Consider the following 20,216-nt stretch of genomic DNA (forward strand, 5'->3'; position numbering starts at 1 on the left):
GTTTTCTCCTCAAGGTGTCGAATAGTCGAAGGTCACAGCGGCCCCTTTTTTGAAGCCGCGCGTGATCGCACGGAAGGCCACGCCGTCCCGCGGCAGGACCACGGGCGAACCGTCCGTGCTCTCCGGAACCGCGTCGAATTCGGCCTGATCGAGCCATACGCTCGGCGCGACGTGGATCGTGATGGTCCCGTCGTTTTGCACGTCGGGCGCGCCTTCGAAGGCGCACCCTTCGAGGCGCGGCTCGCCATAGGCGTCGAGGACGTCGGCAGCGTCGGCCTCGACACGGAAGATTCGCGTCAGCGTGTCCTTTTGCGCCTCGCCTTCGAGCACGACGACGTGCCCCGCGAGCGTGTCCTTCGCATCGCCCACGGGCGCGGGCTCGTAGGAGAAGCGCCCGGAGCGATAGAGGCCCGTCACGCCGTCGCCGGGCGGGAGGTCCGCGGGGCCTTGCGCGAGGTCGACCGAGGACGAGACGAGCACCTGCCCCATCGCGTCGCCGGCCTGGTAATGGCCGGGGTGCGCGTGGGCCAGGCCGAGGCCGAGGAATCGCGCGAAGCGGTCGCGTGGGGGCAGAGGCGCGGCGGAGGCCGAGAAGATCGGCGCGCCATTGAAGTAATAGAGAGGGCCGACGGAGACGGCGGCGAGCGAGAGGCGGATCGACCAACCGTAGGCATTGACGAACGGCGCGTCGATCCCGTCGTCGGCGACGATACGCGTCTGCAAAGCGACGCGCTTGCCGCTCGTGGTCTCGGCGGGTCCGCAGGCGGAGGCGAGCGCGCCCGCGGCGAGGGAGAGGCCGACCAGGAAAACACCGGCGGCGGAGGAGAGACCCATACGAACCATCGAGCGCTTCATCTGTTGCTCGCTGCTAGATGTGGAGGGACAAGGTGCCCATCAAGGTGAGCGGCGCGCCCACCGTCACGTGGTTGAGCGGCACGAGCGAGAGCGCCGCGCCGCGGGTGAAGCTCGATGCGTAGGTGAACTGGCCGTCGTACCATTTCGCGTCGAGCAGGTTGTAAACGTCGATTTCGATCTCGACCTCGCGGAGCCTGGCGCCGAGCGTGGCGTCGGCGAGGAAGATGTCCCGGCCAAACTCGGCGAAGCGCAGGGGCCGGACGCCGAGGTACGCGAGGCCCACGCCGATCTTGCCCACGAGATCACGACCGAAGAGGCGTGCGAGGCGAGGCGTGAGCGCGACGTCGGTGCGCGCGACGAGCTGGGGCGTGTAGGGGACGAGCGTGCCGATATCGGGGCCCGCTGTGAAGGATGCGCGGGTGTACGTGACGCTGCCGCTCTCGACGATCCACGCGCGTGGGCGGAGGACGAAATCGAGCGCAAAGCCCGTGCGCTGCGTGGCGGAGACGCGTTCGTAGGCGGTCGCCTTTTCGTCGAAGACGAGGTCGTCGGAGAGGCGGGTGTGAAAGACAGCGAGGTTCGCCCGCGTGCGCTCGCCGTCGGCATAACGAAGGCCGGCCTCGAAGGAGCGCACGGTCGTGAAGGGCGTGCGTTCGCCGTCGCCGAGGGTCCGGGCCTGCGGAGAACGAAAACCGTCGCCATAACTCGCGACCGCGTGCAGGCCCGGGAGCAAGGTGACGTCGACCGTCGCTTTTCCTCCCACGCGCGCGCCCATGGCCGCGCGTGCGGTGCCCGCGCCTTCGCCCGCGGCGAGGTCCGTGACGCCATAAAAGAGCCCGTCGACGCGCACGCCGCCGCGGATCACCACGCGGCGGAGCGGCCGGAGCGAGGCGTCGACGTAGCCGGCGACGTCGGCCGCGCGGACGCGGGCGTCGACGAGGGTGTCCATCACGCGATCCGTGATGACCGAGAGCCGGCGCTGGGATTGCTCGATCAGGTCGCCGCGGGCCTGGACGCCGATTTCGAGGGCGTCTTCCGGGGAGAAGAGCGGCGTCTTGCGGTGGTAATGGGTGGACACGCCGAACGTCGTCGCCTCGTGGATCTGCTGCTGCGAATCGCCGTCGATCGGGTCGAGGAGGAATCCCGTGTAGTTCGCGCGGAGCCGGAGGCCACGCAGGGTGATGTAGGGCGTGAAGGAGAAGCGCGCTTTGCCGTCTTCGTCGTCGTGGTCGAGGGAAAGCACGACCTGGAGACGCGTCGAATCGCCGCCCTGGCGCGCGTCGTAGGTCGCGAATCGATCGACGAGGCCACGCTCGACGTCGTCCAGGCGGAGGACGCCCGCCGAGGAGAAGCGCGCTGCATAGGCCGAGGCCATGACGCGGGCCGAGAGGGTCGCGCCGAGGGGAATGACGTGCTGGGCGATCGCCGAGGCGCGGCGCGCGGCGCGGGAGGGGCCGAATCCGTCGGTGCTTTGCGCCTCGAAGGCCCCGAACGTCGCTTCGGTCGTGCCCGCGGGCCGATAGGCGAGGAAGAGGCGTCGCTCGCCGTAGGTGCCGAGGCCGAGGGACGCGGAAAAACCTGTCTCGGCCAGACCGAGATCCATTTCGATGGTCCCTGCGATCGCGAAATCGCCTTGCCTCGGGTCGTAGGGCCCGGCCTTGGCGCGGACGCTCTTCACGACCTCGGGCATCACGAAATGCAGGTCGGCATATCCCTGGCCGTGGACGTTCGAGACCTCGTTCACGGGCGCGCCTGCGACGCGGAGCTCGATGTCCTGCCCGTGCGCCGCGTCGAAGCCGCGCAAAAAGATCTGATGCGCCTTGCCCTGCCCGCCGTGCTGCGTGGTGAAGACGCCGGGCACGACGCGCAGAAGATCACTCGCCGTGCGGTGCGGGGCCGCCGTGAGGACGTCGCGCTTCTGGACGATTTCGGAGGCGCTGCGCGGCGGCCCCTCGCCACGGACGGTCACGGCAATCGGAGGCGGAGCAGGCGGCGGCGGAGGGTGCGGATGCGGATGCGGGGGTGGATCCAGGAGGCCGGGCGCCGGTTGGTTCGCCGGTTTGTCCGGGGGAACCTCCGCCTTGCCCTCGAATCGTGCGATCATCCGGATCCGCGCCTTCACGGCCGTGCCGCTCTGGCGCGCGGGCTCGAATGTCCACTGCGCCGCGGCGCGGATCGCCTCGGCGTCGAAGGCCGGCGAGACGCTCGCCTCGATCTCGATCGCCACGGCGCGGCCGTCGGGGCCGACCGTGATCAAAAGCGGGACGATGACGTCGTGCGCCTCGGCGCGCCCATCGGGCCACGCGGGCGCAGGCTGGCGCTTCGGCACCGGCGGCGTGACCTCGTCGTGTGCGCGCGCGGGCAAAACGACGAGCGATGCCAGGAGGAAGAGGGTCGGAGGGAGAAAGAGGCGCGGGCGCAAGCGAAATCCCGTCCAGAGCTGGTAGCACGAATGTTACGCGTCGTGCCATCCATTTCGCGGCTTCGCGGGACGGCGGTCGATGGGCTGGCAGACGTACGTCCGACCCGGCGCGGCGGCTCCATGACGCGGGACGGCAGACGCCGCTTGACCAACGGCTTACCAACTGGTAGGGAACTCCTGACCGGATGGTTCTCGCCCGTTCTTCCGACCCCGACGTGCCGCGCGCCATTGTCGCCGCGGCGACGCGCCTCTTCGCGGCGCAGGGCTTCGACGCGACCAGCGTGCAGGCCGTGGCCGACGAGGTCTCGCTGACGAAACAGGCGGTGCTGCATCATTTCCCGTCGAAGGAGCACCTGCGCCGGGCGGTCCTCGACGCGATCCTCGCCCACTGGAACGATACGCTGCCGCGGCTCTTGCTCGCGGCGGCGGCGAGCGAGGATCGATTCGAGGCGGTGTTCGGCGAGCTTTCGGCGTTTTTCGCCGCGGATCCAGATCGCGCGCGGGTCGTGCTGCGCGAGGCGCTCGATCGGCCCGCCGAGATGCGGAAGCTCTTGCGAGGGCCGGTGCGTCCGTGGCTCGAAGCGGTCGCGGGGTACATTCGCTCGGGGCAGGCCGCGGGAAAACACCACGCCGACGTCGATCCGGAGACGTACGTGGTGCACGTGATGCTTTTCGTCATCTCCGCGGTCGCGACCGCGTCCGTGATGCAAGGGGCGCTCGACGACGAGGCGCGCGCCCGCAGCGACAAGGAGCTCGCCCGGATCGCGCGCGCGAGCTTGTTCACCCCCGCCCGGCCGCGCGGCGGGGCCCCTCCGAAAAGGTGAATCCATGGCCAATTTCTTCACCGACAACGACGACCTGCGGTTCCATTTCGAGGAAGGCGTCGACTGGGCTCCGCTCGTCGAGGTGACCGAGCTCGGTTATCGAACCGAGGACGGCTTCAAGACGCCCCAGGAGGCCGTGGCCTTCTATCGCGAAGTGGCCGAATCCACGGGCGCGCTCGCGGCCGAGCAGATCGCCACGCGCGCCGCCGCGATCGACCGCGAGGACACGCACCTCGAAGGCGGCGAGGCGATCGCGGGTCCGGCGATGAACCAGATCTTCGACGCGATCAAGGCGGCGGAGCTGCACAGGCTTTGCCTGCCGCGCGAGCTCGGCGGACTGAATGCGCCGTTGCTTCTGTATTACCTCTCCGGAGAGATGATCGCGCGCGCCGATGTCTCGGTGATGACGCATCACTCGTTCCACGGCGGGATGGCGATGGCCATGCTCGTGTATTCGATCCACGAGGGATCGACGGTGCTCGACCCGTCCCGCGGGCGGATCGATTCCACGCGTTTCGCCGAGGCGATCGAGGAGATCGCCCGCGGCGACGCCTGGGGCTGCATGGACATCACGGAGCCGAACGCAGGCAGCGACATGGCGGCGCTGCGCACGCGTGCGGAGCTCGGGCCCGATGGGCGCTGGTATCTTTCGGGCCAGAAGATTTTCATCACGTCGGGCCACGGAAAGTACCATTTCGTCATCGCGCGGACCGAGGCGGCGAAGGACCTGGACGATCCGTTCACCGGGCTCGGCGGGCTCTCGATGTTCCTCGTCAAAGCGTATGACGATTTGCCGGACGGGACGCGCAAGCGGTACGTGACGATCGACCGGGTCGAGGAAAAACTCGGCCATCACGGCTCGGTGACGGCGGCGCTGTCGTTCGACAACGTGCCTGGTGAGCTCATCGGCAAGCGCGGCGAGGGCTTCAAGTACATGCTCGTGCTGATGAACAACGCGCGCCTCGGCGTGGGGTTCGAGAGCATCGGCCTCGCGGAGGGCGCGTATCGTTTGGCGAAGGCGTATGCCGAGGAGCGGCGTTCGATGGGCAAGCCCATCGCGCGGCACGAGATGATCGCCGATTCCCTCGACGAGATGCGCACGGACATCCAGGGGCTCCGGGCGCTCGCGGTGGAAGCCGCATACAGCGAGGAGATGGCGCAGAAGCTCGTGCTCTTCGAGCGCTTCTCGGCGGGGCTCGCCCCGGCCGAGCGTGCGCGTGTCTCGCGTGATCTGCCGAAATGGCGCGCGCGCTCGCGCAGGCTCACGCCGCTGCTCAAATACCTGGCCGCGGAGAAGGCCGTGGAGATCGCCCGGCGCGCGATTCAGATCCACGGGGGCGTCGGCTACACGAAGGAGTACGGCGCGGAGAAGCTCCTGCGCGACGCGCTCGTGATGCCCATTTACGAGGGGACGAGCCAGATCCAGGCGCTCATGGCCATGAAGGACACGCTGATCGGCGCCATCAAGCGGCCGCGTGATTTCCTCGCGCGGATCGCGGACGCGCGGCTCTCTGCATTGACCGGGAAAGACGAGCTCGATCGGCGCCTCGCGCGGGTGCAGGGGTATTCGCTCTCGGCCCAGCAGCACCTGCTCGCGCGCACGGCGGCGGGCAAGCTGCGGACGCTCTCGGTCGTGCCGTTCGCGGGCTGGCGTGACGCGCTCACGAAGGGCTGGGATCCGAAGCGTGATTTCTCGCTCGCGATGTTGCACGCCGAGCGGCTGATCCGGCTGCTCGCGGACGAGGCCATTGCGGAGATCCTCGTCGCGCAGGCGAAACGACATCCGGGGCGGCGGGAGCTCGCCGAGCGGTACCTCGATCGGGCCGAGCTCCGGGCGCGCGCGCTCCACGAGGAAATCACCACGACGGGCGGGCGTATCCTCGCGATGCTCGCGCCCGAAGCCGAAAAGCAGGCCGTCGCCGCGGAGTGAGACCCATGGGTGTATCGACGAAACACGTGCTCTCGCAGCTCCCGGTGCTGCGAGGAATGGGGCAGGCGGTGCTCGCGTCGGTGATGCGCCGGCCGGCGAGCGGGATCGATCCGGAGCGGGGTGGGTGGCTCGAAGCGGAGCTCCCGCCGCGACCCGCGGACCTCGTGCGGGATTACGTGCGTCACGTGGGCGGCGATCCGGCGTGGTATCGCGGGCGGCTGCCGGCGCACATGTTCCCGCAATGGGGATTTCCCCTCGCGGCGCGGGCGCTCGCGGTGCTGCCATATCCGCTGAGCCGCGTGGTGAACGCGGGCTGTCGGATCGAGCAACGCGCGATGTTGCCCGCGAACGAGCCGCTCCGCGTGCGCGCCCGGATCGATCGCGTGGACGACGATGGCCACCGGGCGCTCGTCACGCAGGTCATCGAGACGGGCACGGAGAGCGCCGGCATGGCGCTCGTGGCCGAGATGCGCACGTTCATTCCGCTCGAGAAACGCGAAGGCAAGGAGAAGAAGGCGCGGCCGACGGTGCCGGCCGAGGCGCGGGAGATCGCGTTTTCCCGCATCCCGGAGAGCGCGGGCCTCGATTTCGCCAAGCTCACCGGGGATTTCAATCCGATCCACTGGATCGCGCCGTACGCGCGCGCGGCGGGCTTCCGGTCGTGCATCCTGCACGGGTTCTCGACGCTGGCGCGGGCGATGGAGGCCTTGAACCGGGCGCGGCTCGCGGGGGATCCGAGCCGGCTTTCGACGATCGACGTGCGATTCACGCGCCCGCTCGTCCTGCCCGCGCGGGCCGGCGTGTACGTGGATTCGTCCTCCGGGATCTGGGTGGGGGACGCGAATGGCGGCGGCAGTTACCTCGAAGGTCGTTTCGAAGCGGAGATCAGGCCATGAGCGACGTGTTACTTCAGATCGGAAAGAACGCCCAGGCGCGGAAGGTCGTGCATGCGCTCGGGTTGCCCATTCCGCTGCCCGTGCCTCTGCGGCGCGCGCGGGGACCGTGGCGGGAGAGGCCCCTCGCGGACTTGTGCATGGTCGTGGGCGCGCCTCCGGGCGCGGAGCTTTTGCCCGAGATCGCCGAGACGCTCGCGTCGGCGGGCGCGAATGCGTATGGGACGGGCTCGGATGCGATCGCGGCCGCGTTTGCCGCGCCGGGAGAAGCCTACGGCAGGCCCGCGCGTGCGCTCGCGGCGCTCGGGGACAACGAGCGTGTCGCGGGCGTGGTCTTCGACGCGACGGGGCTCCGGGACGTCGCAGGGCTTCGCGCGCTCTACGAGACGTTTCACCCGCTGGTCCCTCGCCTCGCGAAATCGGGCCGCGTGCTCGTGATCGGGAGGCCGAGCGAGAAGGGGGCCGCGGCGTCGGCCGCGCAAGCCGCGCTCGAAGGGTTCGTCCGGAGCGTGGCGAAGGAGATCGGCCGCGGGGGCGCGACGGCGAACCTCGTGCGCGTGGAGAAGGGCGCCGAGGCGCGCCTCGGGCCGGTGCTCCGATTCTTGCTTTCGTCGCGGTCGGCGTTCGTCACGGCGCAGCCGTTCGTCGTCGATGCGCGGACGAAGGCCCTGGGCGACAAACCTCCGTTCGTGCGGCCGCTCGAAAAGAAGGTCGCGGTCGTGACGGGCGCGGCGCGCGGCATCGGCGCGGCGACGGCGCGGCGGCTCGCCGAGGAAGGGGCGCACGTCGTCTGTCTCGACAGACCCGGCGACGACGGGCCGACGAGCCAGCTCGCGCGCTCGATTCATGGCACGGCGCTGCTCGTGGATCTCGGGGCGGACGATGCGCCGGCGAGGATCGCGGACGTGGTGCGGGCGCTCGGCGGGCTCGATGTCGTCGTGCACAACGCGGGGATCACGCGGGACAAGACGATCGGGCGCATGAGCGAGAAGCAATGGGACGAGGTGCTCGCCGTGAACCTCGGCGCGGTCGTCCGGACCCACGAGGCGCTCGAACCATTGCTTCGGGAAGGCGGGCGTGTCGTGTGCCTGTCGTCGATCGCGGGGATCGCGGGCAACGTCGGGCAATCGGCCTATGCGGCCTCGAAGGCGGGGATCCTCGGGCTCGTCGCGGGGCTCGCGCCGGTCTTGGCCGAGCGGGGGATCACGGTGAATGCGGTCGCGCCGGGGTTCATCGAGACGCGGCTGACGGCGGCGATCCCGGTGGCCGTGCGTGAAGCAGGGCGGCGCCTCGCCGCGCTCGGGCAAGGTGGTTTGCCCGAGGACGTGGCCGAGGTCATCACGTTCCTCGCGAGCCCGGGGGCCGCGGGGATCACGGGGCGGACGGTGCGGGTCTGCGGAGGCGCGCTCATCGGCGCGTGAGGGAACATGGGGTTGACCGGAAAAACGGGGCGGCGGGCGGTGGTCGTGGACGGGCTGCGCACGCCGTTCGTCAAGGCATTCACGGATTTCACGAAGCTCGATACGATCGCGCTCGGCGTGGCCGCGGCGCGGGGGCTCTTGGCGAAGGCAAACCTCGGGCGGCGTGACGTCGAGTCCATTGTGTGGGGCGGGGTCATCCTGCCGGGGACGGCGCCGAACGTGGGGCGCGAGATCGCCCTGGACCTCGAGCTCGATCCGGCGTGCGAGGCGATGACCGTGACGCGGGCGTGCGCGTCGGGGCTGCAAGCGGTGACGCTCGCGGCCGCGGCGATCGAGCGCGGCGAGGCGGACATCGTGATCGCGGGCGGGAGCGATTCGACGAGCAACGCGGAGATCAAGCTGCCGCAAAAGGTGGTGCACGCGCTCGCGCCGGTGGCGCTGGGGAAGGCGGATCCCAAGGCGATCCTCGGGGCCATGGGGAAACTCGCGCCGTTCACGGACATCCTGCCGACGCGGCCGAAGATCGCCGAGCGGACGACGGGCGAGGTGATGGGCGAGGCGGCCGAGAAGATGGCGCGGCGAAACGAGATCTCCCGCGCGTCGCAGGACGCGTTCGCGGCGCGCTCGCACCACCGCGCGGCGGCGGCGATGGCGTCGGGGCGCTTCGACGAGGAGGTGACGCCCGTCGAGACGAGCGAAGGAAAATGGGTGCACGCCGATGGGCTCGTGCGCGCGGATACGAGCGAGGAAAAACTCGCGAAGCTCCGGCCGGTGTTCGCGAAGGACGGCACGGTGACGGCGGGCAACGCGAGCCCGTTGACGGACGGCGCGGCGGCGGTGCTCTTGATGAGCGAGGAGAAGGCGCGGGCGCTCGGGTATCGGCCGCGGGCGGCGTTTTCTTCGTGGGCGTACGTGGGCGTCGATCCGGCGGATCAATTGCTCATGGGGCCGGCGCTCGCCATTCCGAAGGTGCTCGACCGGGCCGGGCGTTCGCTCGCGGAGATCGACCTCGTGGACCTGCACGAGGCGTTCGCGGCGCAGGTGCTCTGCGTCTTGAAGATGCTCGGCAGCGCGGCGTTCGCGCGGGAGCGGCTCGGGAAAGCGGCGGCCGTGGGTGAGGTGGATCCGGCGCGGCTCAACGTGCACGGCGGGTCGATCGCGCTCGGTCACCCGTTCGGCGCGACGGGCGCACGCATGGTGACGACGATGGCGAACGAGCTCATTCGTTTGGACAAGCAGACGGCGCTCTTGGGGATCTGCGCGGCGGGCGGGCTCGGAGCGGCGGCGCTGCTCGAGCGGATCGATTGATCAGGGACCACAATCCGCGTTCTTGGTGAACCAGTCCGCGAGTTTGCCCTCGGACTCGACCTTGTCGAGCTTTTCGAGGACGGGCACGGGGCGGAAGCTGCCGTTGTCCCGGAGCTCCCGATACACGCCGATGGCCGTCCGCAAGCCCACGACCTGGGCGGTCATCGGATCGGAGCGCGGGTTCTCGATCTGGTGCGCCGCGACGCCGACGATCGTGAAGGCGAGGAGGATCGTCGCCGCGCCGGAGCGGCTCTTCGGGTTCGGGCCGTCGATGTAATCGCGGAACCACGGGCAAAGCGTCACCTCGACGTCAGGGCTCGCGGAGGCCCACTCGACCGCGTTGCCGAGGTGCTCGCGGCTCGCCTCCGAGAGCGGCGCCTGGGCCATCTTCTTGAAGATGGTGGCGATCGCCAAAAGGCGCGCGCGCGGAAGCGGCTCGCCCGGCGGGCCAAAGGGGTTTTCCGCCTCCCGCGACTGGTCGAGCCGCTGTTCGGCGGCTTCACAGCCGTACATGTCGACGAAGATCTCGACCTCGCCCTCCGGGCACGCGACGACGTACCGATCGATGATGTGCCCCGTGTGGTTCGCGCCGACGTTGCCCGAGCGCGCCCGCTGCCCTTTTCGTGGATCGGCGCCGAGCGGCTGCGAGCCGTCCTCGCACGTGTACTCCGAGACGAACGCGTAGCTATCGACCGGCCCGCAGCGGGGGACCGGGTGCTCCTTGTCGCGGCCGTGGTTCGGATCCGACGAGGCCTTCTTTGCCTTCGTCGTCGGCGCGTCCACGCCCGCGGCCGTCTGCGGACCCGTCGTCTGCGCGCCTCCGCCGCAGGCGATCGTGAACAGGGAGAGGCCGATTCCAGCGATGGGGAAGAGGAGTCGTCGGAGCACGGGGGACCTCGCGTTCGGGGGGAGCCCCATGCTACAGCGAGGCAGCGCACCCGTGTCACATTTTTCCGGGCGCCTGTTCGCCGAGGTCCGCGCGCGTCAGGGTTTGTCCTTGGCGTCGGGGGAGGGCAGGCTCTTGCCCCAGGCGAGCTGGAAGGCCGCGACGACGACACAAAGCACGAGGCAGAGGAGCCAGAAGACCGAGAGGCCCGTCTTCGGCAGGAGGCGCGTGCTGATCGTGGGGGCGCCCATTGCGCCGAAGCTGAAGCAGAGGGAAAACGCGCCCTGGTATCGGCCGCGGAGGTGCGGCGGGGAGAGGTCGGCGACGATGCTCGCGTTGACGGGCGCGAAGAGGATCTCGCCGAAGGTCCACACGGCGACGGTGGCCATGTACGCCGGGAGCGTGGAGGCGAGCGCCATGGCCCCGAAGCCGAGGCCCGTCAGCGTGGAGGCCGTCGCGAGGAGGACGCCGCGCGGGACGCCCTTCACCCAGCGCGTGACGAGGGGCTGGGCGAGCACGATGAGCAAGCAATTCGTGGCGACCGTGATGCCATAATGCTCGGTCGTGAGCCCTTTTTGGCGCATGTCCTCCGGCATGGCCGAGAGGTGCTGGAAAAAGACGAGCGTGAGCGCGAGGTTGCACGCGAGGAAGGGGATGTATTTTCCGTCGAGGAAAGGCGTGAGCACGCTGCCGCGCTTGTCGTTCCGCGCGTCGGTCGGGCGGCTCTCGGGCACGGAGCGAAAGATCATGGCGGCGAGGATCAGCGTCGTGAGCGCATCGCCGACGAAGAGCGCGAGGAAGCTCCGCTTCGCCATGAAGCCGCCGAGGATCGCGGCGAACGCGTATCCGAGATTGACGGCCCAGTATTGCAGGGAAAACGCCTTCACGCGGTGCTCGGGTGGCACGACGTCGGCGATGAGGGCCTGGCTCGCGGGGCGGAACATGTCCGCGAAGAAGCCGAGGAGGACCGTGGCCGCGGCGAGCTGCCAGATTTCACGCGCGAAGCCGAGCCCGAGCATGAAGACGGAGCTCATGACGAGCGCGAGGAGCATCGTGGCGCGGCGGCCGAGGCGATCGGAGAGCGCGCCGCCGAGCATCGTACCCGCGAGAGAGCCGGCGCCGAAGAGCGAGGCGATGAGGCCCGCGGTGGGCAGGTCGAGGCCACGCTGCTGCGTGAGGTACACGAAAAGGAGCGGGACGACGAAGCTCCCCGCCCGGTTGACGAGCATGCCGGCCCAGAGCGTCCAGAAGGCCCGGGGGAGGCCCTCGGTGATCCCGGCGAGGCGTACGGCGAGCGCGCTCATGCCCTAGCTCGCCTTCTGCCCGAGGTTTGCGTGGATCACGGCGCCATGCAGGACCGGCGTGCGCGCGCAGAAGGCGACGACGTCGGCGATTTCCTCGGGGTCGATGAGGCGCCCGAACGTGGAGCGCTCCCGGACGACGTCGAGGCGCGCCGCATCGTGGCCGAGGTGCGCGCGGAGCATTTCGGTGTCGGTGAATCCAGGACAAACCGCGACCGTGGTGACGCCGCGGCCCGCGAGGTCCTGGCACGTCGCCCGCATGAGGCCGAGGATCGCGTGCTTGGAGGTGACATACGAGGCCTTGCCCGGGACGCCGATTTCGGAGAGGGTCGAGCCGATGTAGACGATCGAGGAGCCCGGCACGAGGCGGGCGTCGAGGAGCCGATTGAGCGCGGCCGGGGCGACGACGTTCAATTCGAGGACGGAGCGGAGCGCGGCGGCCGTCAGGTTCGTCGCCGTGTCCTCCCGGAGGACCGCGGCATTGTGGACGAGGCAAATCGGCTCGGCGCCGTCGAGCAGGGGCAAGAGGCGCGGCGGGAGGTCGTTTTCCCAGGCGGGATCGGCGAGATCCACGGAAAGATCCACGACGCCCGGGAGGCCACTCGGGCGCCGCGCGAGGTTCACGCCGCGCGCGCCCGCACGGACGAACCGTTCGAGGACGGCGCGCCCGATCCCCGCGCTGCCGCCGGTGACGACGGCGATGGATGACCCTTTCACGATTTCCGGGACGGTGCCGCGAGCGCGCGCGGCCGTCAAGCGCGGCGCGTCAGAAGCGGCGGATGGGCGCGCCAATGCCGGGGGCGCCGCGGTTGCCCGCGACGTCGCCGTCGCCGCCCTTGCCGCCGTCGCCGGGTTTGCCCGTGGCGAGCGAGACCATGCCGCGGAGCTCGGGCTCGGCGCCGATGTGGGCGATCACGACGGAAGGTCCGCCGAGGCCGCCGCCGCCGGGGCCCCCTTTGCCGCCGCTCCCGCCCTCGCCGCCCTCGCAAGCGTCGGGCGCGGAGAGGCCTTTGCCAGCGCCGCCCTTGCCGCCGAGGCCCCCTTTGCCGCCGGGCTGGCCATCGGCGCCCTGGCCGCCGCGTCCGCCCCGATCGGCCGCGACGCGTCCGTCCCAGATCACGATCGACGATTCGACGCTGGCGATGCCGATGCTCGCGCCGCCGGGCCCCCCGCCTTTGCCACCGCTGCCGCCGCAGCCGCCCGTGCCGCCGCTGCCGCCGCTCGCGCCGGCCCCGGGCATCGCATTGGTGCAAATCGAGGCCGCGCCCCGCGCGCCCCCGGCGCCGCCGCCGCCTTGGCCGGGCAAACCATGGCCGCCGGTGCCGCCGGTGATGCCGAAATACCCTGCCGCGTCGAGGCGGCCGAAGCCCGCGGCGCCCGTGCCGGGAATGCCCCGGGATCCCTGATTGCCGGGCGCGCCTTTTCCGGCCGCGCAGCTCCAGCCCGCGCCCGCGTCGCCCGCGCCGCCTTGGCCGAAGCTCGCCACGGCGGGCGCGCCGATCTCGCCCGCCTTTCCGGGGGTCGATTGCAACGAGACCGGCTCGATCGCGCCGCCGTCGCCGCCCTGGCCGCCCACGGTGACGCTGCCGCCTTCGCACATGCGCTCGACGCGCGCGCCGCCCGGGGTCCCGAGGTCGGGCGCGGCGACGCAGGCCGCCTGGCCGTCGTGGCCGTTGGATCCTTCGAGTTCAGGATCGTAGGGCAGGTTCGTGCCGTCCTCGCCGTCCGCGCCTGCGCCGGCGCGCAGGTCGCAGCGCCGGAGCTCGACGTGCGTGTGATCGACGAGCAGGGCGATGGACGAGCCGCCGGGGCGGGTCGCGGCGGCGGCGAAGACGGTGACATCCTCGATGCGGCTCACGCGCGGGCCGGGGGCGAGCACGAGCGGGATCTCGTCGGGCGCGCCATAGAGGCGGGTCTTCTGGGATTTGTCTCTCCAGCGGAACCCTTCGCGGCAATCGAGGCCGCCGAAGAGGCTCGCGCCGGCGGGCAGGACCAGGCGCTCGGAGAAGTCCTCGGCGCAGGCATAGATCGGCTGTTCGGTGCCGGCGACCGAGGCGGCGTGGGCGAGGGTGCGGAAAGGTTTGTCCTGGGTGCCGGGGCCTTCGTCGTCGCCGAGCGTGGAGACGAAGACGCCGCAGTCGGCGGGCACGGGTCCGTCGTTCCAGGCGGGGACGCAGCGTGGCACCACGTAACGTTCGCCGGTGGCCCTCGTCTCGCAAATGGGTCCGTCCGTGCATTCGGCGTCGGGCGCCGAGGCGCAGCTCGCGGCGAGCGCGAGCAGGGCGAGGGGCAAAAGAGCGAGGCGCGCGGCCCCGCCGAGGTTCGTCGGCATGATCGTTCGTTCCCGCGTTGGGCCTTGGAGGCGAAAAGGACGGCGCTCGCGGCGAGCACGCGTCCGGGGTCCTCGTGGGCCGCCGGGCATCGCTCGCGAGCGCCGATCCATTGGATGACGCGGTGCGCGTGAGGTTGCGGAAATCGTGGAAGGTCCGCCAGGGCAGGAGCGCGTGTCCGGGACGATGACGATGTTGACGGGCCGCGGGCGGGGCTCTAGAAAGAAAAAGAAATCGATGAAAAAGGTTCTCGTCGTGACGTCGCTGATCGTCGGTTCTTGGGGCGCCGCTTCCGGCTGCACGGACGAGGGCAAAGCGGGCGACACGACGTCGGGTCGCACGAGCGGGAGCGCTGCGTCGACGGGCTCGGGCGGTATGGGCGGCGCGGGCGGCGGGCCTGCGATCGACCCGAGTGATTTGAACGCGCTCGTCGCCGGGGGGTACGTCGAGCTCTCGTGGATGACATCGAGCAAGCCCGCGTCGAGGATCGTCCGCGTCGAAAACACGATGCCCTCCGGCCCGGACGATCCGATGGCGACCGTGGTGTACGAGGGCGCGGGGGCCAAGGCGAGCGAGCCGCTCCGCAATCTGGTGGCTACGACGAAGGAGGCGCCTCGCACGTACCATTACGCCGTGTATGGCTGCGACGCGCCGGGGAGCTGCGGCGGCGGGCCGGCGACGGCGGAGCTCGAAGTGACGCTCGGGCAGGCGCTCGTCGGCGGTGGATACAACATGGTCTTTCGGCACGCGGCGGCGGACGTTTGCGAGGATGCGTTCGAGCTCGGGACGGCGGCCGAGACGTCGTCGCCGGGCTGGTGGAAGAGCTGCGATTCGAACTGCGTGACCGCGACGGCGCGACAGCTCAATGCGCAGGGCGTCTCCCAGGCCGAGCAGATGGGCATCGCCATCAAGGACCGCGGCTTTCCCTTCGGGCGCGTGCTCGCGAGCGAGTTTTGTCGGTGCATGAGGACCGCCGAGCTCATGAACCTCGGCCCCATGGTTGAGGAGAACCAGGGCATCACGGGCTTCGCCTACGACGAGGCGGGTCGCTGCGCGGCGACGATGGCGCTCGCGGCGGAGGCGCCCGCGCCGGGCACGAATGGGGCCCTCGTGGGCCACTCTGGGCACCAGTGCGGCGTGCTCGACGCGCTCGCGTGGGGCGAGGCCGCCGTCTACAAGCCCGATGGCAAAGGCGGGGCGATCTACATCACGCGGGTGGATTCGTCCGCGTGGGCGGCGCTCCCGTAACGTCTTTGGTTGGGGCCGTGCCGCGCCCACGCTATCATGCGGCCGATGCTCTCCTTCGAGCCCAAGCGACGAACGCGGGTGCTCTTTGGCCTCGCGTTCCTGCCGCTCCTCGCCGGCGCCTTGTTTTTTCTGTGGGCGTCTCTGCGGTTCGCGACGCTCGGCGCGCGGCTCGCGGCGCACGAGGAGCGGAGGACGGACGACGGGCCGGTGGCGCTCCGCGGCGAGCTCGCCTTGCTCAAGTCGTCGTCGACGTCGCCGCTCGGCGCGCCCGCCGCCGGGTGGGTCGGGGCCGTCGGGCGCACGTCCTGGCAGGGTGGCCCCTTCGAGGCTTTGTGCGCGGTGGGCCATTTCGACGACGTGGCCGTGCGGAGGAACGACGGGTTCGCGTTCCGGCTCTCGCTAGCCCGGACGAACGAGCGGGCGCGGATCGACGAGGAGGAGAGCGCGAAATGGCTCTTCGGCGCCGATCCGCGGGTGGGGATTGCGCTTGGCGGGTTTTCCGCGTCGGCCGACGGGCCGGGCCGGGGGATGAAAGAGGCGACGGGGACCGCGATTCCGTCCGTGATCCGGGAGGCGTGTGGCAAGGAGCTCGTCGCGCTGGGCGATGCGGCCGTGTACCGGGAGCGTGTCCTCGCGGAGGGGATGCCGGTGACGGTGCTCGGTTGCAAGCAAACGAATGATGTGGTGCCCTGCCGGGACGGCCTGGACTTCGTGACGATCCATCCGCTCGATCGTGCCAAGGAGCGTATCGGGACCGGGGGGAGCGCGCTTCTTTTCGTCGGCGGGCTTTTTTCGCTCGTCGTGCTTTCGGCGGCCGGCTTCGGGGTGCTCTCGCTCGCGAGCCGCACGCGGAGGAGCTTCCGATGATCGTCACGTTGCTCGGCGCGGGATTGGTGGTCGCGGGGGGCGCGCTCGTGTTTCGCGCCCGCGAGGGGGCGGCGCTGGTGCTCGAGGTGTGGCGGCGGCCGACGAAGCGGATCGCGGAGATCGAGCCCGGCGTGGTCGAGCTCGCGGGGCGGATTTCGGCGGCGGAGGAGCCGATCGACGGCCTCTCGCAGAAGGGCTGCGTCGCCGTGCGGACCCGCATTCGAGGGTTTTCCGGGGAAGGGAAGCGCCGGGAGCGGCTCGGGGAGCGCTCGGTGCTGCGCGCGTCGCGGGCGGCGCTCCGCGACGAGAGCGGCACGTGTGTGGTTGATCTCGGCGACGCGGAGGTGGTCGGGGACGAATGGGTTTCGCGCGCCGTGCGTGTGGAGGAGGTCGCGTCCTCGTGGCCGCCGTGGGCGCGGGATCTCGTGCCGCCCGGCGCGACGCACGTGGAGGTGGAGGAGGCGGTGGTGCCGGAGGGGGCCGACGTGATGATCACGGCGGTGACGCGCAAGCAAGAGCGCGTGGAGGGGTTTTACAGGGACGCCCGGGCGCGCTGGGAGCTCGGTGGATCCGAGGAGATGCGGGGCCTCGTGACGGTGGGGGGGCAAGTGCAGCTCTTCCGGCGGACGGGCGGGGCCGTGGCGTTCGCGGTGGTGTGCGGGGTGTTCCTCGTCGTGCAGGGGATTGCGACGATCCTCGCGGGGATCGAGCTTTGAGGCGTTCGAGGGCGTCGTAGCGCACCGGATCTCGCGCGCGCGTGTTGCAAACGCGGATCGCAGCGCGTCGGACACCGCGTGCACGCGTTGCAAACGGGTCTTCGACTGTGCATGGAGCCGTTTGCACGCGTTGCAAACGGGTCTTTGACCATACATGGAGCCGCTTGCACGCGTTGCAAACGGGTCTTTGACCATACATGGAGCCGCTTGCACGCGTTGCAAACGGGTCTTTGACCCTACATGGAGCCGTCTGCACGCGTTGCAGACGGGTCTCCGACGTAGATCGTGCCGTTTGCACGCGTTGCAGACACCTTTCGGAGCGCGCCGAGCGCCGTTTTCACGGGGAGGGGAGGTCGACGGGGTCGTTGGTCGTGGAGCGTACGCCGGCAGCCTTGTGGGCTTGCACGCCATCTTCTAGGGTGACGTCGCCATGACTTCGCGCCGCGCGTTCGTTTCGTCGTTGCATCTGCGTCTGTGGATCGTCGGGGCCCTGCGGTTCTTTCGGCTTGGGCTGCTGGGGCTCGTCGCGCTTGGCGTTTCGGTATGGCTCCTCGGGTGCGGCGCGGCGACGCGCGTGCCGACGGAGGCGTGGGCGCAGGAGGTACACGGCAAGAGCGTATTTCGCGTCTGCCGGCGTCATCCCCGCGTCGGCGCGCATGCGCGCACCTGGTACGAGGTCGGGGACGGGGTGCATCGACCGGCATTCGAGCCGCTCGAAAAGCTTCTGGAAAACCCTTCGGTCAAGGCGGTCTTCATCCATGACCCCCACGCGCCGCCCGAGAGCCGGAGGCTCCTCGGGCTCGCGTACCAGGATCTGCCCTGCGATAAGCCACCGCCACCGCCGCCGCCTCCGGAGAAGATTGCGGCAAAAGAGCCGGATGCCGCGCCGGCCAAGCGTACGACCGTCCGAACCGAGACGCGGACGTCGGCGATAAGGCCCTGCGAGAGGTCTCGCAATAGGCCACCCGATCCGCGTCTCCTCGGGCAAACGCCCACGCCCGCCCCTGCGCCGGGGATGAGCGCGCCGTGTCCGCCGCCTCCGCCCGGGAATACATACGAGGAACAGAAAGTCAACCTGGCGCGGAGGGACGCCGAGGAGGAGGCGAGGCGCACGGGGGAGCGGATCGGGCGCGAATGGGGGGCGACGCTGGGCAAGGCGGATGAACTGCCGAAGACCTTTGACCGCCTGTTTGTGGGGTTGGGGAAGGAGGGAGAATTCAAGAAGTTATTCCAGCAGGCCCCCCCCGAACGCGCCGAGCAGATTCAGGCCGATCTGGCCAGACAACTGAATGCAATCCCCGACCTGCCGACGTACGACGACGAGCGGCTCGCCAGGATCGCGTGGGAGGCCTTCCTCAAGGGGTATGGCAGAGGCTGGGCGGACGCCGAGCTGAAGGCCGCGATTCTGAACGCCCTGGCGGACACGGCATTGACGCTCGCCACCATGGGAGCGGGGGCCCTGGAGACTGCGGGGGCGAGGGCGCTGCGGGCGGCTCAGCAGAGGTTACGAAGCATGCCGGTGTTCCTGCCGAGCGCGGCGGGCGGACCGGGCGGGTTCTTGCGGCGGCCGAAGCTGCCGGGTCCGCCGGCCGCGAGCCCGCCGAAGGCAGCGGCGCCGCCCCGTGGGACGACGGTCACGACGACGACGAAGCCGGTGTCAACAGCGGCCGGGGGGACGCAGCCGGCGCCAGCGGCGAGCGCTTCACCTCGCGTAAGAACACCAACCAGGGAGCAACGGGAGGCTGCTCTTGCGCGATCCAAGGGGCCGGATGGGGTTGAACGATGCACCCACTGTGACACACCTCTCGAACGACAGGCAGGGAAGCCTAATTCTGCCGAAATCGATCACAGAAAGCCATTCGTCAAAGGTGGACAAACAACGGACTCGAACCTCGATGCAGCATGCCGTACGTGTAATCGTTCGAAGGGCCCCAAAGAGCTTGGCGCAGAGTGGACGCCCCCAAACAAGCGATGAGAGAGCATGAAAGACGTAACCGTTGATGCATCGCCGTTGGTTCGAAGGATTCGCGAGGCGCTCAGCGCGCGCACGCCATTCGATGGCAAGGTGCGCATCAGCGTCGCAGATGAACCCAGGTGGGAGACCACGAACTCGGGCGACCAAGTCCTTGTACGCTGGGCATGTTGGACGCTGGAGCGAAACGGCGTCGAGCTCACCGAACCCGTATTCGAAGTCCTTTGCAAGGACATCACGCGACAAAGTCTTGCTGACGATCTGTCGAGCCGTTTTCCTGGCGTGGAGATCGAGGTGGATAACGCAATCGAGCTGTAGAGGTGCCCGCTTCATGGCCGTGCCGGGGGTCCAGTCTCAGCGACGCATCGCTCCAGCAACTGCGTTCGCCGACGCGCGCGGAGCTCGCCGAGATCGAGGCGAACGCGATGGCGAACGCGGAGGTCGTTGACCCCGACAAACCTGTCGCGTAGGGTGCGTGGCGAGAGACATGGACGACCAACTCGACCTCGGTCAGGTGTACGCGTCGCCCGCCGCGCCGCCGCCCGCCGCGCCCGTCCCCGGCGTGATCTCGCCCTACGACAGGATCGTGAGGTTGTCGTTTCCGGTCGGCGCCGGGATCGGGCTGGTTCTCGGCAGTGTGGTGTATCTCCGGTCCGCCTACGCGCTGGGCTTCTTCAATGCGCAGAAGAACACCCCGTGGATCACATGCGTCATCGTGCTCCGCGAGATGGGCCCCGCCTGCGCCATGCTCGCCGTATTCCTCACGGCGGTCCTCGTCCTCCATCGGGCAGGGCGCAGGGCGAGCGGACCCCTCAAGCTCGATCACGCGCGCGTGTACCTCGTCCTGGGGACGCTCCCACCCCTCACGGTCGTCACGGCTCCGTTCTGCGTCCTTGGCGCCCTGCTGGTGTGGCTGGCACAATCGTCGGGGACGACGAGCGAATTTTTTACATCCATTCCTGAATCGGGGGTGAGATGGATGGATCCCGTTTACGGCCTGGCCCAGGCCGCAGGCTGCGGGGTGGTTCTCACGTGCCTGCTCCGCATCGGGGCAAAGTGGCTCACCACGAAGAAACACGGCCTCGCCCTGAAGCTCTTCGTCGCGTATCTCTCGCTCGCCATACCGAATGCCGTGCTACGAGTCATCGTCTCGCTCGTGGATCCGGCTTGAGTCGGCTCATGGCCGCCCAGGCCGCTCGAAAATCTGGCCTTTTCCCGCGCTTCGCGCTACCCGTCGGGCTCC

General features: G+C 69.8%; 17 protein-coding genes. 11 read left to right on the forward strand and 6 right to left on the reverse strand.

What is annotated here, in order from left to right; all coding sequences use genetic code 11:
• Positions 1 to 9: 9 nt before the first annotated feature.
• Positions 10 to 855 (reverse strand): hypothetical protein, encoded by an 846-nt coding sequence (locus tag E8A74_RS24690; protein ID WP_136931520.1) that lies wholly within the window; start codon positions 853 to 855, stop codon positions 10 to 12.
• 13 nt (positions 856 to 868) lie between these two features.
• Complete coding sequence (locus tag E8A74_RS24695; protein ID WP_136931521.1) at positions 869 to 3,277, reverse strand: TonB-dependent receptor domain-containing protein; 2,409 nt, start codon at positions 3,275 to 3,277, stop codon at positions 869 to 871.
• A 185-nt stretch (positions 3,278 to 3,462) separates the two neighbouring features.
• On the opposite strand from E8A74_RS24695, the gene E8A74_RS24700 reads away from it, so the two are divergent.
• Genes E8A74_RS24700 through E8A74_RS24720 form a run of 5 tightly spaced genes read left to right on the forward strand, consistent with a single transcriptional unit; the run spans position 3,463 to position 9,653 of the window.
• Positions 3,463 to 4,101: a TetR/AcrR family transcriptional regulator gene (locus tag E8A74_RS24700; protein WP_136931522.1), complete on the forward strand. Its 639-nt coding sequence runs from the start codon at positions 3,463 to 3,465 to the stop codon at positions 4,099 to 4,101.
• Positions 4,102 to 4,105: 4 nt separating this feature from the next.
• On the forward strand, positions 4,106 to 6,031 hold the full coding sequence (locus E8A74_RS24705; protein WP_136931523.1) for an acyl-CoA dehydrogenase family protein: 1,926 nt from the start codon (positions 4,106 to 4,108) through the stop codon (positions 6,029 to 6,031).
• Positions 6,032 to 6,036: 5 nt separating this feature from the next.
• A complete protein-coding gene (locus E8A74_RS24710) occupies positions 6,037 to 6,927 on the forward strand; it encodes a MaoC/PaaZ C-terminal domain-containing protein (RefSeq protein WP_136931524.1) in 891 nt (296 codons plus the stop codon).
• The gene (locus E8A74_RS24715; RefSeq protein ID WP_136931525.1) at positions 6,924 to 8,345 is read left to right on the forward strand and encodes a 3-oxoacyl-ACP reductase; all 1,422 of its coding nucleotides are present in this window, start codon (positions 6,924 to 6,926) and stop codon (positions 8,343 to 8,345) included. Before E8A74_RS24710 ends, E8A74_RS24715 begins: the two co-directional genes overlap by 4 nt.
• A 12-nt stretch (positions 8,346 to 8,357) precedes the next feature.
• The gene (locus E8A74_RS24720; RefSeq protein WP_276567971.1) at positions 8,358 to 9,653 is read left to right on the forward strand and encodes an acetyl-CoA C-acyltransferase; all 1,296 of its coding nucleotides are present in this window, start codon (positions 8,358 to 8,360) and stop codon (positions 9,651 to 9,653) included.
• On the opposite strand, the gene E8A74_RS24725 is transcribed toward E8A74_RS24720, so the two are convergent.
• From E8A74_RS24725 to E8A74_RS24740, 4 genes are all read right to left on the reverse strand, one after another.
• Complete coding sequence (locus tag E8A74_RS24725; RefSeq protein WP_136931527.1) at positions 9,654 to 10,541, reverse strand: hypothetical protein; 888 nt, start codon at positions 10,539 to 10,541, stop codon at positions 9,654 to 9,656.
• 96 nt (positions 10,542 to 10,637) lie between these two features.
• The gene (locus tag E8A74_RS24730; protein WP_136931528.1) at positions 10,638 to 11,843 is read right to left on the reverse strand and encodes an MDR family MFS transporter; all 1,206 of its coding nucleotides are present in this window, start codon (positions 11,841 to 11,843) and stop codon (positions 10,638 to 10,640) included.
• Positions 11,844 to 11,846: 3 nt separating this feature from the next.
• Complete coding sequence (locus tag E8A74_RS24735; RefSeq protein ID WP_136931529.1) at positions 11,847 to 12,557, reverse strand: SDR family NAD(P)-dependent oxidoreductase; 711 nt, start codon at positions 12,555 to 12,557, stop codon at positions 11,847 to 11,849.
• Positions 12,558 to 12,606: 49 nt separating this feature from the next.
• The gene (locus tag E8A74_RS24740) at positions 12,607 to 14,172 is read right to left on the reverse strand and encodes a PGRS family protein (protein WP_136931530.1); all 1,566 of its coding nucleotides are present in this window, start codon (positions 14,170 to 14,172) and stop codon (positions 12,607 to 12,609) included.
• 235 nt (positions 14,173 to 14,407) lie between these two features.
• Between E8A74_RS24740 and E8A74_RS24745 the strand changes: the two genes are divergently transcribed.
• The 6 genes from E8A74_RS24745 (at position 14,408) to E8A74_RS24770 (ending at position 20,144) form a co-directional block, all read left to right on the forward strand.
• Positions 14,408 to 15,418: a histidine phosphatase family protein gene (locus E8A74_RS24745; RefSeq protein ID WP_170229342.1), complete on the forward strand. Its 1,011-nt coding sequence runs from the start codon at positions 14,408 to 14,410 to the stop codon at positions 15,416 to 15,418.
• Positions 15,419 to 15,463: 45 nt separating this feature from the next.
• Positions 15,464 to 16,285, forward strand: a complete 822-nt coding sequence (locus E8A74_RS24750) for a hypothetical protein (RefSeq protein ID WP_136931532.1) — start codon at positions 15,464 to 15,466, stop codon at positions 16,283 to 16,285.
• Positions 16,282 to 17,001: a hypothetical protein gene (locus tag E8A74_RS52635; protein WP_170229343.1), complete on the forward strand. Its 720-nt coding sequence runs from the start codon at positions 16,282 to 16,284 to the stop codon at positions 16,999 to 17,001. Before E8A74_RS24750 ends, E8A74_RS52635 begins: the two co-directional genes overlap by 4 nt.
• A gap of 430 nt (positions 17,002 to 17,431) precedes the next feature.
• The gene (locus E8A74_RS54070) at positions 17,432 to 18,976 is read left to right on the forward strand and encodes an HNH endonuclease (protein ID WP_211365441.1); all 1,545 of its coding nucleotides are present in this window, start codon (positions 17,432 to 17,434) and stop codon (positions 18,974 to 18,976) included.
• A gap of 6 nt (positions 18,977 to 18,982) precedes the next feature.
• On the forward strand, positions 18,983 to 19,291 hold the full coding sequence (locus E8A74_RS24765; RefSeq protein ID WP_136931533.1) for a hypothetical protein: 309 nt from the start codon (positions 18,983 to 18,985) through the stop codon (positions 19,289 to 19,291).
• Between the two features lie 169 nt (positions 19,292 to 19,460).
• Positions 19,461 to 20,144, forward strand: a complete 684-nt coding sequence (locus tag E8A74_RS24770; RefSeq protein WP_136931534.1) for an ABC transporter permease — start codon at positions 19,461 to 19,463, stop codon at positions 20,142 to 20,144.
• Positions 20,145 to 20,216: the final 72 nt, after the last annotated feature.

Origin of the sequence: Polyangium fumosum (assembly GCF_005144585.1) — a bacterium.
GTDB classification, from domain to species: Bacteria; Myxococcota_A; Polyangia; order Polyangiales; family Polyangiaceae; genus Polyangium; species Polyangium fumosum.